Origin of the sequence: Aliirhizobium wenxiniae (genome assembly GCF_014201355.1) — a bacterium.
In the GTDB taxonomy this organism is placed as follows: Bacteria; Pseudomonadota; Alphaproteobacteria; order Rhizobiales; family Rhizobiaceae; genus Neorhizobium; species Neorhizobium wenxiniae.
Window position 1 is genome coordinate 802,224 of sequence record NZ_JACHEG010000001.1, and the last position, 12,595, is coordinate 814,818.

14 protein-coding genes and 1 pseudogene are annotated in these 12,595 nt (G+C 56.9%); 8 read left to right on the forward strand and 7 right to left on the reverse strand.

Going from position 1 to position 12,595, the window contains the following annotated elements:
- Positions 1 to 38: 38 nt before the first annotated feature.
- The 3 genes and pseudogenes from HNQ72_RS31215 to HNQ72_RS03915 form a co-directional block, all read left to right on the forward strand.
- Positions 39 to 527, forward strand: a pseudogene (locus tag HNQ72_RS31215) (FecR family protein); the annotation flags it as partial.
- 162 nt (positions 528 to 689) lie between these two features.
- Positions 690 to 938: a FecR family protein gene (locus HNQ72_RS30480; RefSeq protein WP_244654281.1), complete on the forward strand. Its 249-nt coding sequence runs from the start codon at positions 690 to 692 to the stop codon at positions 936 to 938.
- A gap of 111 nt (positions 939 to 1,049) precedes the next feature.
- Positions 1,050 to 3,515 carry a TonB-dependent receptor gene (locus HNQ72_RS03915; protein ID WP_244654282.1) on the forward strand — a complete coding sequence of 822 codons (2,466 nt, stop codon included), beginning with the start codon at positions 1,050 to 1,052 and terminating at the stop codon, positions 3,513 to 3,515.
- Positions 3,516 to 3,587: 72 nt separating this feature from the next.
- Here HNQ72_RS03915 and HNQ72_RS03920 read toward each other — a convergent pair whose 3' ends face one another.
- Positions 3,588 to 4,790, reverse strand: a complete 1,203-nt coding sequence (locus HNQ72_RS03920) for a pyridoxal phosphate-dependent aminotransferase (RefSeq protein WP_183989708.1) — start codon at positions 4,788 to 4,790, stop codon at positions 3,588 to 3,590.
- A gap of 732 nt (positions 4,791 to 5,522) precedes the next feature.
- Between HNQ72_RS03920 and HNQ72_RS03925 the strand changes: the two genes are divergently transcribed.
- Complete coding sequence (locus HNQ72_RS03925) at positions 5,523 to 5,738, forward strand: cold-shock protein (RefSeq protein WP_112456660.1); 216 nt, start codon at positions 5,523 to 5,525, stop codon at positions 5,736 to 5,738.
- Between the two features lie 161 nt (positions 5,739 to 5,899).
- Here the strand turns inward: HNQ72_RS03925 and HNQ72_RS03930 are convergent, their stop codons facing one another.
- Together HNQ72_RS03930 and HNQ72_RS03935 are read right to left on the reverse strand one after the other, a co-directional pair.
- Positions 5,900 to 6,556 carry an MBL fold metallo-hydrolase gene (locus HNQ72_RS03930; protein ID WP_183989710.1) on the reverse strand — a complete coding sequence of 219 codons (657 nt, stop codon included), beginning with the start codon at positions 6,554 to 6,556 and terminating at the stop codon, positions 5,900 to 5,902.
- A gap of 70 nt (positions 6,557 to 6,626) precedes the next feature.
- Positions 6,627 to 6,809: a hypothetical protein gene (locus HNQ72_RS03935; protein WP_183989712.1), complete on the reverse strand. Its 183-nt coding sequence runs from the start codon at positions 6,807 to 6,809 to the stop codon at positions 6,627 to 6,629.
- 279 nt (positions 6,810 to 7,088) lie between these two features.
- Here HNQ72_RS03935 and HNQ72_RS03940 point away from each other — a divergent pair, with 279 nt between their 5' ends.
- The 4 genes from HNQ72_RS03940 to HNQ72_RS03955 are packed head-to-tail and all read left to right on the forward strand — an operon-like array spanning position 7,089 to position 10,145.
- Positions 7,089 to 7,550: a MarR family winged helix-turn-helix transcriptional regulator gene (locus HNQ72_RS03940; protein WP_183989714.1), complete on the forward strand. Its 462-nt coding sequence runs from the start codon at positions 7,089 to 7,091 to the stop codon at positions 7,548 to 7,550.
- Between the two features lie 9 nt (positions 7,551 to 7,559).
- Positions 7,560 to 8,255 carry a response regulator gene (locus HNQ72_RS03945; protein ID WP_148147513.1) on the forward strand — a complete coding sequence of 232 codons (696 nt, stop codon included), beginning with the start codon at positions 7,560 to 7,562 and terminating at the stop codon, positions 8,253 to 8,255.
- A 31-nt stretch (positions 8,256 to 8,286) separates the two neighbouring features.
- Positions 8,287 to 9,666 carry an ATP-binding protein gene (locus HNQ72_RS03950; RefSeq protein ID WP_183989716.1) on the forward strand — a complete coding sequence of 460 codons (1,380 nt, stop codon included), beginning with the start codon at positions 8,287 to 8,289 and terminating at the stop codon, positions 9,664 to 9,666.
- A complete protein-coding gene (locus HNQ72_RS03955) occupies positions 9,663 to 10,145 on the forward strand; it encodes a GNAT family N-acetyltransferase (protein WP_244654283.1) in 483 nt (160 codons plus the stop codon). The genes HNQ72_RS03950 and HNQ72_RS03955 overlap by 4 nt, the downstream gene beginning before the upstream one ends.
- A 59-nt stretch (positions 10,146 to 10,204) precedes the next feature.
- Here HNQ72_RS03955 and HNQ72_RS03960 read toward each other — a convergent pair whose 3' ends face one another.
- The 4 genes from HNQ72_RS03960 to HNQ72_RS03975 form a co-directional block, all read right to left on the reverse strand.
- Positions 10,205 to 10,546, reverse strand: coding sequence for a tRNA-binding protein (locus HNQ72_RS03960; RefSeq protein WP_183989718.1), 342 nt, complete (start codon positions 10,544 to 10,546; stop codon positions 10,205 to 10,207).
- Between the two features lie 10 nt (positions 10,547 to 10,556).
- Positions 10,557 to 11,372, reverse strand: a complete 816-nt coding sequence (gene proC / locus HNQ72_RS03965) for a pyrroline-5-carboxylate reductase (RefSeq protein ID WP_183989720.1) — start codon at positions 11,370 to 11,372, stop codon at positions 10,557 to 10,559.
- 2 nt (positions 11,373 to 11,374) lie between these two features.
- Positions 11,375 to 11,875 (reverse strand): type III secretion system chaperone family protein, encoded by a 501-nt coding sequence (locus tag HNQ72_RS03970; RefSeq protein ID WP_112456667.1) that lies wholly within the window; start codon positions 11,873 to 11,875, stop codon positions 11,375 to 11,377.
- Positions 11,876 to 12,320: 445 nt separating this feature from the next.
- A complete protein-coding gene (locus HNQ72_RS03975; protein WP_183821403.1) occupies positions 12,321 to 12,581 on the reverse strand; it encodes an accessory factor UbiK family protein in 261 nt (86 codons plus the stop codon).
- Between the last annotated feature and the right edge of the window lie 14 nt (positions 12,582 to 12,595).

Consider the following 12,595-nt stretch of genomic DNA (forward strand, 5'->3'; position numbering starts at 1 on the left):
CAAACGAGAAGAAACTTCGCGCACAGGCGGTCGACTGGATGTTGCGGCTTCAGGAATATCCGGACGATGCAGCGCTGCAGGAGCGATTTCAACATTGGCTGAATGAGGATCCAGCCAGAGGTGAGATTTTTGACCGCGCGCGCCGCGCCATGGGCGATGCCAGCCATCTTCTTAGCAATGATCTGGATTTCACTCGAAACGCAGCCCACAAACCGCTGTTGCGCCCGCGCAATGTCGTGGCAGGTCTGCTTTTGGTTATAGGTGGATCTATAGCTTTCACCTTGGCTGATGGGCCAATGCGCTTGCGTGCAGATGTCATGACAGGCACGGGCCAGAAACAAATCGTAATGCTGGCAGACGGCTCCAAGGTCGAGATGAATGCTGAATCCGCCATAGCCATCCATCTCCTGCCAAACGAGCGCAGGATAGCCCTCTTGCGAGGCGAAGCCTTTTTCGAGGTCGCAGCAGATCAGACGCGCCCTTTCATCGTGGAAGCGGGCAAAGGCACGACAACCGCACTCGGCACTGCCTTCGATATCAACCTCACGAAGCTGGAAACCACAGTGGTCGTTACCGAGCACGCCGTGATGGTCGCCTCCGAAAACGGCGATCGGGCGCATCGACTCCACGAAGGTGAGCGGATTTCCTACGATCCCGATGGCCGTCTTCAAGTCGCAGAGGCGGCAGATATGGACACCGCGACCGCTTGGAGGCAGGGCCGGATTGTTTTTGACAACGCCCCGCTGTCTTTGGTGGTGGAGCAGATCGATCGCTACATTCCAGGCAGGATCGTGATCGCGCAGTCCGATCTCGCCGACAGAAGGATTTCGGGAAGCCTGGATCTGGCGCATCCCGATACGGCCCTTGACGCCTTTGCAAACGCGATCAGCATTCGGATTACCCGGCTCGGTCCCTACCTCGCGATCCTGCGCCGTTAATTTTTTTCTCGGCCCTGTCCCAAAAACGCTTCCCCGCCCGTCAACCCGGCAGAAGTACATTTCAACGGACAGGTCCGGGGGACTATGACACATTCGACGACACACAGCAGCATGCACAGACAGCGCCGGCTGCTTGCCGTACTTTTGAGCGGTGCCGCACTATTTTCGACGGTCGAGGCGACACGCGCCCAGCAAGCTGCGACCGTTTCAATTGATATTCCCGCAGGTTCATTGACCAGAGCACTCAATACTCTCGCGGCACAGGCGGGGCTGCAGATCGCTTTCGACGCTTCGGTAGCACAGGGCGTCTCGACATCGGGCATTTCTGGAAACTTGACCGTGGAGGCAGCGCTATCTCGTCTTCTGGTCGGCACCGGCATCTCATATCGTTACTCCGGCGCATCAATGGTGACCTTGAGCAAGGCAGGTGGAGCGGATGCGGCATCCGGCGAGCAGACAACTCTGGAGCCGATCGTTCTTACCGGCAGCCGCTATTATGGCGACGGGGATCCGAGCAAATCAGTGATCGACCAGGCATCGATGGCGCGAATACAGGCTGCCAGCATTCCCGAACTCATAAAACACACACCAGGCGTCTCCATGGGCGGCGGCGTGCGACTTCAGGGGCAGACCATCTCCATCCGTGGCTTTTCCCGCCAGACCGATACACGCATCCTGCTCGACGGTGCTCCGAAGAATTTCGAAAAATACGATCAGGGAACGATCTTCGTCGAACCTGAACTGCTGAAGCGCGTAGAGATAGACAAGGGCGCCACATCTGTGCGTTACGGCAACGGCGGCTTCGGCGGCACTATCCGAATGGAAAGCAAGGATGCGGCCGACATGTTGAAGCCCGGCCAGACCTGGGGTTTCTACGGCAAGACCGCCTACCAGACGGCCAACAGGCAGTTCCTGGAAACCGGCGCACTCTACGGTCGCTCGGATTTCGGAACCCCGGTTACCTATGACGGCATCCTCTCTCTGACGTGGCGCAAGGGCGATGACATGCGGATCGGCGGGGGCGAGCGTTATCTGTTCTCCGATGAGAAGCTGGCCTCGGGCATGGGTAAATTCGGCGCGGAATTCGACGGCCACGAGATCAAGGCATCGCTGCTCTATGGTGAGAGCAACAATTGGGGACCGGTCGCTGCGATCCGCGGACAACTCGAAGTCAACGCAAGCGACATCAAAAAATACGGTTATCAGGAAGCGGTCAGGCGCCGGTTGGCCTGGCGTGAACTCAAGGATCTGACCACCACTTTCGACTATAAGTATACCGGTGCTAGCGAACTCTGGAATCCTCATTTCATGGCGAGCTACTCCTCAACGAGCCAGCACGCCACCCGTCCGGGCGATCAAAGCCCATCTGCTTCCGTTGGCGGACTGGAAAACGACGCAGCTTACTCCGACATTCATCTGGAACTGGAAAACACCTCGGATCTCACTCTGGGCGGAATGCAGCACAGCATCAACTTTGGCCTGCAATACAACGCTCACAAGCGTGACATCTCCATGTTCGACATCGCCAACAGTACAAAGCCAGACTATAATTACGGGCATTACGCCCCCTATTTCATGCCTGAAGGCACGCAGGACACCGCTTCTGCTTTCATCCGCGATACCATCAACCTGACCGACAGCCTGACCCTGACACCGGGTTTGCGCTTCGACTGGGTGCGTTCGGAAGGCGTTCCCAACGCTGCTCCGCGTTACAACAATCCGACTGCCGGCCACGATTTTTCGGCAGTCGATCATCATGGCTTCACTCCGGCCGTAAGCCTGGCCTGGACTGCGACGCCGAATATACGCTTGTTCGCCGATTGGGCTTATGCCATGCGCGCGCCCAACATTGACGAACTATATTCCAACCAGAGCGCACTTAGCTCAGCACCGGCAACGAGCCGGGAACTGCAGGCTGAACGCAACAACACAATCAATCTTGGCGTCGATTTCAACTTTGATGACGTGATCACATCCGGAGATACGCTCTCTACCCGGGTCGCAGTCTTCAACAACCACGTGACCAATCCGATAGCGCGGCGTTTCGGCAGCCGAAATCTGTCAGGCATGGGTGCCGATGGAGTGGACTGGTACTGGAACGTGCCCGCCTACTACACGACCGGCCTTGAGATCCAGGCACACTATGACACCGACTGGATGTTTGCGGATCTCGGTTTCTCGATGATGACAGGTACTCGGCATGGCGCCGTCAACGACATTCGCGGACCAAGGACCTATGTCAACGATCTGGCCCCCACCACGGCCGATCTTACACTCGGCATTAAAATGCCCGATCACGACCTGTCCTTCGGCTGGACCGGCACCTTTGTGAAGGCGCAGGACAAAACACCTATCCGGCAATACATGGGTTCCACTTACGCCCGGCCCGAAAGCCCCGGCTATGCAGTGCATGGCATCTTCCTTGACTGGACGCCGAAGCAAGGTTTCATGAAAGATACCGAGCTGCACGCAGCGATCGAGAATATCTTTGACAAGGAATACGAGCCTTATCTAAACGATGGCATTACCGCCATGCCTGGCCGCAACTTCAAGATTTCGCTCAGCCGTCGCTTCTGAAGCCGCCGCAGATCGCAAACACAAAAAAGCCCGCCGTTTCCAGCGGGCTTTTTCGTAAAAGGTAGGCAGCGATTATCTGCAGGCGCCGCAGAAGCGCTGGATGCGCTTGCAGGCTTCTTCGAGCAGCTCTTCCGAAGTCGCGTAGGAAATGCGGAAGTTGGGACCGAGGCCGAAGGCCGAACCATGAACGACAGCAACGCCTTCCGCTTCCAGAAGTTCGGAAACGAAATCCTCGTCCGTCTCGATAACCTTGCCCGACGGAGCCGTCTTGCCGATCAGGCCGGCGCAGGACGGATAAACGTAGAATGCACCTTCGGGCTTCGGGCAAACAATCCCGGTCGCCTGGTTCAGCATCGACACGACGAGATCGCGGCGGCCTTCAAAGATCGCCTTGTTCTTGGCAACGAAGTCCTGCGGGCCATTCAGCGCCTCGACGGCTGCCCACTGGGCGATTGACGATGCACCCGAGGTCTGCTGGCCCTGGATCATGTCCATGGCCTTGATCAACGGCAGCGGGCCGGCTGCATAACCGATACGCCAACCGGTCATTGCATAAGCCTTCGACACACCATTCATAGTCAGCGTGCGATCATAGAGCTTGGGCTCGACTTCCACCGGCGTCGCAAATTTGAAGTCACCAAAGGTGAGATGCTCGTACATGTCGTCGGTCAGGATCCAGACATGCGGATGCTTGAGCAGCACGTCGGTCAAAGCCTTAAGCTCGGCCGCGCTGTAGGCAGCGCCTGTCGGGTTGGACGGCGAGTTGAAGATGAACCACTTCGTCTTCGGGGTAATGGCGCTTTCCAGCTCTTCAGCCGTGAGCTTGAAATCGTTTTCCTGCTTCGTCGAAATGGCAACCGGCGTACCACCGCACAGCGCCACCATTTCAGGATAGGAAACCCAATAGGGAGCCGGAATGACGACTTCATCGCCCGGATTAAGTGTCGCCATGAAGGCATTGAAAAGAATCTGCTTGCCGCCTGTGCCGACGATCGTCTGCTGCCAATCGTAGTCGAGGCCGTTTTCGCGCTTGAACTTCGCGGCAATGGCCTTGCGCAGTTCCGGAATACCAGAAACCGGCGTGTACTTCGTCTCGCCGCGGTTGATCGCGTCGATCGCCGCCTGCTTGACGTTGTCAGGCGTGTCAAAATCCGGCTCGCCGGCCCCAAGACCGATTACGTCCCGGCCTTTCGCTTTCAGCTCGCGCGCTTTCTGAGAAACGGCGATGGTGGCGGACGGCTTTACACGGGAGAGGGCATCGGCAAGAAAGGCCATAATCGAGGTCCTGAGAGCTGTTGCAACGCGGCGAAGGTCAAAAAAATCGCCCGAAGTTGTATGTCGAATGAGGCCCGCTCTTTCAAGCGGAAAGCTTGAATACGACCTATCAAACTCCGTGAACACTCACTCGTATGGCAGGCGGGATAGTTAACGGAGGCCGACATCAGCTCGCCATATCGGCAGCACCGCCAAGCGTCTTCTCAAGGGCAAGCTCCGCAAAATCAGAAATACGGCTAAATTGCGATCCCAAAACAGGTCAACAAACTCCGCTTACCTGCCCAAGTTGCAGGTAAGCGGATGAATGGACGGCAATCCGGCCGTCCGTGCCAAATCCGTACATTATTCAATACAATCAATGATAGCTGATTGGATTTTATAGCGCCAAAGCTGTCTCGGAGGCAAAAACGCCTACGTTCCAACGGTTTCAGGAGGTTTGCCTTTTCAATCTCGCGGCACAGTTTCGCAAAACTTTTTCTTGCCAATTCCCTATAAACACAGCAATCTGCCGCGGTTCGGGCAATTTACGAGCATGGGAAGACCTATAATAATGCGATCCGAAGGCGCCAAAACTTCGGGCGGTAGACTGGGGGCAATTTGAAAAAATCTATTCCTGCCATTCGCCGCGGTAACACAGGGACCCTTTCTTAAAACTGCCTGCCGCCGCCCCTAGGGGCAATAGTGTTGTGCTGTCCGCCGCTGAACACGGACAGAAAGAAAAGGACCTGCTGCATGGCCGAAACTGGCACTGTAAAATTCTTCAATACCGATAAGGGCTTCGGCTTCATCAAGCCAGACAATGGCGGCGCCGATATCTTTGTCCACATCTCGGCCGTCCAGGCGTCTGGCCTGTCCGGTCTTTCAGAAAACCAGAAAGTAAGCTTCGACACGGAGCCGGATCGCCGCGGAAAAGGCCCTAAGGCCGTTAACCTGCAGATCGATGGCTAAGCCTGTGAGGCTTTGACCCAAGTTGGAGCCCGGCAGTCTTGCCGGGTTTTTTTATGCCATAGATTTCGATCGCGCGCCTCACACTCCTTGTGAAACGCCGTAATCTCGACGTGATCTCGCACACTTACAGATTGCTGGAATGCGTGTGACTGACCGTCTTCCTAAGCCGAATACATATCCTGCAGATAGGGATTGTTTCTGCGCTCTTCGCCAATACGCCCCCCTGGACCGTGACCACACAGGAAACCGACATCGTCGCCAAGCGGCAGGACTTTGTCCCTGATTGAATTGATAAGGGTCTGATGATCGCCACCCGGCAGATCCGTACGCCCTACCGAGCCATTGAAAAGCACATCGCCCAAATGCGCGAGGCGCTGTGCGCGGTTAAAGAAGATGACATGCCCGGGCGCATGTCCCGGGCAATGATAAATCTCGAAAACATGCTCGCCAAAGGAAACGATATCTCCCTCGGACAGCCAGCGGTCCGGAACAAGATTACGCGCCTCCATCCTCACGCCAAAAGACTGAGCCTGCGTCTCCAGCCTTTCGAGTAAAGGCAGATCGTCCACGTGCGGTCCGATGACCTCCACATTCAGGATTTCGCGAAGTTCGTCTGCGCCGCCAGCGTGATCGATATGTCCGTGGGTGATCCATATCTCTTTGATCGACAACCCATTCTCACGCACCGTCTGTTCTATCAGTGAGACGTCGCCGCCCGGATCCACGACCACGCCTTCGCGGGTTTCGTCATCGAAGAAGACTGTGCAGTTCTGCTGAAACGGAGTGACGGGAATGATCCCGGCTTGAAGTTTTCCCATGATCTCCGACCTTGGCTTGATTACGCCTTGCCGGATATATCGCCTACAGAGACAGAAATCAGCCAGAAATTCACTCGCCGGCGGCAACCATGTAGCGTGTATCAGCCGCTACCGGAGGAGCGAGCGATGCGTTGGCCAGAAGGAAAGCGCATACCACGAGCTTTAGGGCAATCACCGTTACAAAAACGGCCCGCAGCGGATGCGGCTTGGGTCTGTCAATCGTGATCGGCGGCAAGGCTGAATATGTCTGCATTAAAACTCTCCTGGGTCTCTGGCTGTTTTAATGAGGAGCACGCCATAAGGTTCCATCGCTCCGCGTAAACCGAACCTGATAGGACAGAACCCGTTAGCGGAGGAACTCGGTCGAAATCACACAAATTCTGTTGATTGTTCAAGCCGATCGCGCTTTATCGAGCACGACGCATTACAATCGCAAGGGTATGTGGCGCGGCATCTCACGCCGCACCGTAGAAAGGAACTGAACGTGTCTCGATCAATGGCGGCCAAACCCGTCAGGAAAGACCAGCTGCCAATGCCGGCAGTCGATGAAAGCCGGATCGACTTCGAGACTATCGAATTGTTCTTTTTCGCCTATCGCGATTTCATTTCCGATCCGGATGCCATTCTGGCAAGGATAGGCATGGGTCGCGCGCATCACCGCGTCGTATATTTTGTCAGCCGCCACCCGGGTTTGATGGTAAGCGACCTTCTGGAAACGCTGCAGATTACCAAGCAAAGTCTCTCGCGCGTCCTGAAGCACCTCATCGATTCCGGTTACATTCGCCAGATGGCGGGAGCGAAGGACAGGCGCGAGCGGCGCCTTTACCCCACCTTGGCCGGCCGGGAATTGTCGCTTGCCCTATCGGAGCCGCAATCATTGCGCATCGCCCATGCCATGGAAAACCTGACGCCGGGTAATCGCGAGGCCGTGAAGGAATTCCTGAAGAAAATGCGAGGCCGCGACGAAAGCCTGCCGCCCGCCGATGATGTGTAGGATGCCCTTATGACGAGAACACCGCCGACAGATGATGCACCTCACCTGCTGATCGTCGATGACGACAAGCGCATCCGCGACCTGCTCAACCGTTATCTGGCGGAACAGGGCTTTCGCGTTACGATCGCTGGCGATGCTGCGGAAGCGCGGCGCAAGCTGGAAGGCCTGCATTTCGACCTGATCATTCTGGATGTCATGATGCCGGGTGAATCCGGCTTGTCTCTGACGAAGTCGCTTTACGAAAAGAAGACGATCCCGGTTATCTTGCTGACGGCGCGCGTCGAGGCGGATGCCCGCATCGAAGGGCTGGAAGCCGGTGCCGACGATTATCTGGCAAAACCTTTCGACCCGCGCGAACTGGTTCTGCGCATCAACAATATTCTGCGCCGCAGCGCATCCGAAACACCCAAGATCGAGCAGGTGATCTTCGGACCGTTCACTTTCTCCATTTCCCGCAAGGAACTCCGTAGAGCGGCTGAAACCATTCGACTGACGGACCGGGAACAGGAAATCATGCTCATGTTTGCCATGCGCGCTGGGGATACCATCCCTCGCCATGAACTGATCGGTGATGATTCCGATGTCGGGGAGCGTACTATCGACGTTCAGATAAATCGCCTCAGGCGGAAGATAGAAGACGATCCGGCCAATCCGGTCTATCTTCAGACGGTTAGAGGCATCGGCTACAGGCTGAGCATCGACTAGCCGACCTGAAACGGTCGGCAATGGAGAAGCAATGGCGTTTTTCGACACGCTGAGACAGAACGCGGCAGCGCTCAGCATTCCGGGCTGGCGTCCATTAACTCGCTGGCTGCGACGTCGGCTGCCGACGGGGCTTTATACCCGCTCGCTGCTGATCGTTATCCTGCCCATGTTGTTACTGCAGACCGCGGTCGCCGCGGTTTTCATGGAACGGCACTGGCGCATGGTGACCGAGCGCCTTTCGGACGGTACCGTCCGAGATATTGCAGCCATTATCGAGGTCATTCGCAGCTATCCCCAAGACAGCAACTATAACGAAATCACGCGGATAGCAGACCAGACATTGGACCTGACGATCGCTGTGGAGGAGAACGGGCAATTGCCTCCGCCCCGGCCGCGGCCCTTCTTTTCAATACTGGACGGCATATTGACCGACCAGATTACCCAACAGATAAAGATGCCGTTCTGGCTCGATACCGTCGGCGATAGCAAACTCGTCGAGATCCGCATCAAACTTGATCAGCGCGTACTCAGGGTTTTTGTTCGCCGTGGCTCCACCTATGCCTCCAACACCCATATTTTCCTGGTCTGGATGGTGAGCATCGCGCTGGTTCTGGTCATCATCTCCATTCTCTTCCTGCGCGGCCAGATCCGCCCAATCCTGTCGCTTGCGGACGCCGCGGAAAGCTTTGGCAAGGGACAGAAAACAGAAGGTTTCTCTCCGCGAGGAGCCGATGAGGTCCGCCGTGCCGGCCTCGCGTTCATCCAGATGCGCGAGCGCATAGAAAGGCAACTGGAACAACGTACCGCCATGTTGGCTGGTATCAGCCACGATCTTCGCACCATACTCACCCGGTTCAAGCTGCAACTGGCGCTTGCCGGCGACAAACCGGAACTCTCCGGCATGACCGAAGACGTCAACGACATGCAGTCCATGCTGGAAGGATACCTGGCCTTCGCCAAGGGCGAAGCGGAAGAGGATTTCGGAACACTGAAGCTCGGCGAATTGCTGGAGCGCTTCCGCAGTGATTTCGAAATGCGCGGCCGCAAGCTGAGCTACGAAATCGACGGCGAAGATGAAATCGCAGTACGGCCCAACGCCTTCGCCCGCCTGGCGGGCAACCTGGTGTCCAACGCCGAGCGTTATGCCAAGACGCTGCACATTCACGCAAAACATAGCGCCAAGTGGCTCACCCTGACCTTGGACGATGACGGCCCGGGCATACCGGCTGAATCACGCGAGGAAGTTTTCAAACCCTTCTACCGGCTCGATGAAGCTCGGAATCTGGACAGTTCCGGCACCGGCCTCGGCCTTGCCATCGCCCGCGACATCGCCCGCGCGCACGGCGGCAACGTCACACTGGGAGAAAGCCCGAGCGGCGGCTTGCGGGCGATCGTGCGGATACCGGCGTGAACGATTTCGATGAGCAGACGGTTCTGGACATCCAACAAGCAGATCAGAGCGATCTGCCTGCCCTGATCGAACTGTATCAACATCTGGCAGAAGGGGATGAGAAACCGCACCTCGAATTGGCACATGGCGTATTCGAACGGTTTCGGGCCTATTCGGGCAGCATGATTGTCATCGGTTTGGCAGACGGCGTATTGGCGACATCATGCACGCTTGTCGTGATCCCCAACCTCACGCGAGGCGGTCGATCATATGGCCTGATCGAGAATGTCGTCACACACCGCAGTTTTCGAAATCGAGGTTTTGGCAAACAGATCCTCCAACATGCCGCGGACGCAGCGTGGAAGGCCAATTGTTATAAGGTGATGCTGATGACTGGCTCGAAACGGCGCGAGGTTTTGGACTTCTATCTCGCGGCTGGATTTGAGCAATCGAAGACAGGTTTTCAGATGCGGCGTCTCGCAGCACGCACGGAAACATAATCAGGCGCCGTAATTTACATGAAAACGAAATGCGAAGTAGCGAAGCTTCCGTCGCCAGCTCACATCATCTTGCGCCCGTTCGGAACACCCCGCGTAACCGAGGCAAGCACGATCGCCCCGTTCTCGTCCTCGAAGCCCAGGGTGAGCACTTCGGAACGAACCGGACCAATCTGGCGCGGCGGAAAATTCACGACACCGAGAACCTGACGACCGATCAGCTGATCAAGCGTGTAGTGCACGGTGATCTGCGCAGATGATTTCTTCACACCGATCTCGGGACCGAAATCGATCTTCAGCTTGTAGGCAGGCTTGCGGGCTTCAGGAAAGGGCTCTGCCTCGACGATGGTTCCAACCCGGATATCGACCTTTTCGAAATCCCCGTATGTAATCTCGTCTGCCATGCATGCTACCTTATCTGCCCAGCTCTTCGGCCCGTGTGCGTGCGGCGGCAATCGCCTTGTCGAAAATCGGCTGTATGCCGTCATCCGCCATCAGCACGGAAAGTGCTGCAGCCGTCGTGCCACCCGGCGACGTGACGTTCTTGCGAAGCTGCGACGCGTCCTCCGGGGACTGGTTCAACAACTCACCAGCCCCCGAGACGGTCTCCCGCGCGAGCCGCATGGCGAGGTCCGCCGGCAGGCCCAACTTGCGACCCGCCTCTGCCATGCACTCGACGAGATAGAATACATATGCAGGCCCGCTACCCGACACCGCCGTCACGGCGTCGATATCGGCTTCGGTTGCGACCCATTCAACGGGCCCGCTGACCCTGAGCAATTCATCGACAGCCTGACGCTGCGCATCACCGACGCGCGCATTGGCGAAAGCACCGGTCACACCACGGCCGATCATCGCCGGCGTATTCGGCATGGCACGAACCATGGCCGCATCGCCGAGATGGCTTTGAAGAAAGCCGAGCGTCTTGCCTGCCGCGACGGAAACGACAACGGTCTTTTCGCCGACAGCCGCCTTCAGGGGCGGCAGAACCGTGTCCATCATCTGCGGCTTGACCGCCAGGAAAAGAATGTCGGCGACCATACCCTCAGGTACGGCAGTCGCATGTCTTGCGCCTGCTGCCGAAATTTTCTCCTGCATCTTCTCCGAAGGAGACGGATCGACAACCGTGATGCGGCGACCCTCAACACCCTTGTCCAGCCAGCCGGACAGCATGGCGCCGCCCATATTACCGGCACCAACGAGGACGATCGATCCGCTGCCCGCCACCATGTTCAGCACTCGCCGACGGTTTCGAAAAGAACCGCGTCCATGGCAGCCTTGGCTTCCATGCCCGACCAGACGACGAACTGGAATGCCTGGTAATAGCTTTCGCAGGCATCGAGCGCGCTGGAAAGCAGCACTTCCACCTGCTGATTGGTCGGTTCGGCACCGCCGGCCAGAAGCAGCGACTGACGGAAAATGATCACATCCTCCTGACGCCACAAGTCGAAATGGCCCATCAGCGTCTGGCCGTTCACATGCGACAGCAGGCGGAGGATTTCGTTCATGCGCGTATCGGGGATCTTGAGATCGAAGGCACACGCGAGATGCAGCGCCTCGAAATCCTCCATCCAGGAAAATGACACGTGGTAGTCGGTCCAGCGGCCTTCCACGGTCATGGCGATTTCGTCTTCGCCGGAGCGTTCGAACGTCCAGTCGTTGGACGCAGCGACGAATTCGATCATGTCGACCGGATTCGATTGACGTTCAATTTCCAATTCCATCAGGCTCATGCGGCACCTTTTCGACCGGAATGAATGCGACGTTGCGAGATACGCCAACACGCGAAACAATTAACCGGAAACAACACTCCCGATGATCTTACGGCGCCGCCAGATTAACGCTGTAACCCTGCCTGGAGCTTACCAGTCCGTTTCGAATCATCATTTAAAATCAGTGTAGCTAGACCACTTCTAGCTTCCACCCCCTCCCCCCATTATTTCGGTGGGTTACGTGTTGAAGCGGTTCGTATCGGAGATCAGCGGAGATGGGTAAATGACTCTGTCGCTTAGCTTTTTCGGAAGTGTCCACAGGGGGGAGTTTTTTGAGGACATTCACAGCTCACCACAAGGGGACATCGTCCCGACACGGCACGGAAAAGTTAATGACAGATACGAATCGGCCTCCCATGCGGACATGAGAGGCCGAAATGATTCTGGGAGACAGGCGGCTCTGCAATCAGCCTTGCTGGGAAGCCAGCTTAGCCTCGAGCGCTTCGATACGAGCCTTCAGCGCGTCATTCTCGTCGCGAGCGCGAGCAGCCATCTCGCGCACCGCCTCGAATTCCTCACGCTTCACCACGTCCATGCTGTTGAGGAAACGATCGGCCTGCGCATGAAAAGCAGTTTCCATTTCCTTGCGTACGCCCTGGGCAGCGCCCGCTGCGTCGGTCATGATCTTTGCGAAGTCGTCGAAAATACGGTTGGTCCCGGTCGACATGTCGTCATCTCCTT

Bases quoted from the DNA above. Each gene is read 5' to 3' on its own strand.
- HNQ72_RS30480 (WP_244654281.1), top strand. From the start codon at position 690: ATGGACACCGCGACCGCTTGGAGGCAGGGCCGGATTGTTTTTGACAAC.
- HNQ72_RS03915 (WP_244654282.1), top strand. From the start codon at position 1,050: ATGCACAGACAGCGCCGGCTGCTTGCCGTACTTTTGAGCGGTGCCGCA.
- HNQ72_RS03920 (WP_183989708.1), bottom strand. From the start codon at position 4,790: ATGGCCTTTCTTGCCGATGCCCTCTCCCGTGTAAAGCCGTCCGCCACC.
- HNQ72_RS03925 (WP_112456660.1), top strand. From the start codon at position 5,523: ATGGCCGAAACTGGCACTGTAAAATTCTTCAATACCGATAAGGGCTTC.
- HNQ72_RS03930 (WP_183989710.1), bottom strand. From the start codon at position 6,556: ATGGGAAAACTTCAAGCCGGGATCATTCCCGTCACTCCGTTTCAGCAG.
- HNQ72_RS03935 (WP_183989712.1), bottom strand. From the start codon at position 6,809: ATGCAGACATATTCAGCCTTGCCGCCGATCACGATTGACAGACCCAAG.
- HNQ72_RS03940 (WP_183989714.1), top strand. From the start codon at position 7,089: ATGCCGGCAGTCGATGAAAGCCGGATCGACTTCGAGACTATCGAATTG.
- HNQ72_RS03945 (WP_148147513.1), top strand. From the start codon at position 7,560: ATGACGAGAACACCGCCGACAGATGATGCACCTCACCTGCTGATCGTC.
- HNQ72_RS03950 (WP_183989716.1), top strand. From the start codon at position 8,287: ATGGCGTTTTTCGACACGCTGAGACAGAACGCGGCAGCGCTCAGCATT.
- HNQ72_RS03960 (WP_183989718.1), bottom strand. From the start codon at position 10,546: ATGGCAGACGAGATTACATACGGGGATTTCGAAAAGGTCGATATCCGG.
- proC (WP_183989720.1), bottom strand. From the start codon at position 11,372: ATGGTGGCGGGCAGCGGATCGATCGTCCTCGTTGGTGCCGGTAATATG.
- HNQ72_RS03970 (WP_112456667.1), bottom strand. From the start codon at position 11,875: ATGAGCCTGATGGAATTGGAAATTGAACGTCAATCGAATCCGGTCGAC.
- HNQ72_RS03975 (WP_183821403.1), bottom strand. From the start codon at position 12,581: ATGTCGACCGGGACCAACCGTATTTTCGACGACTTCGCAAAGATCATG.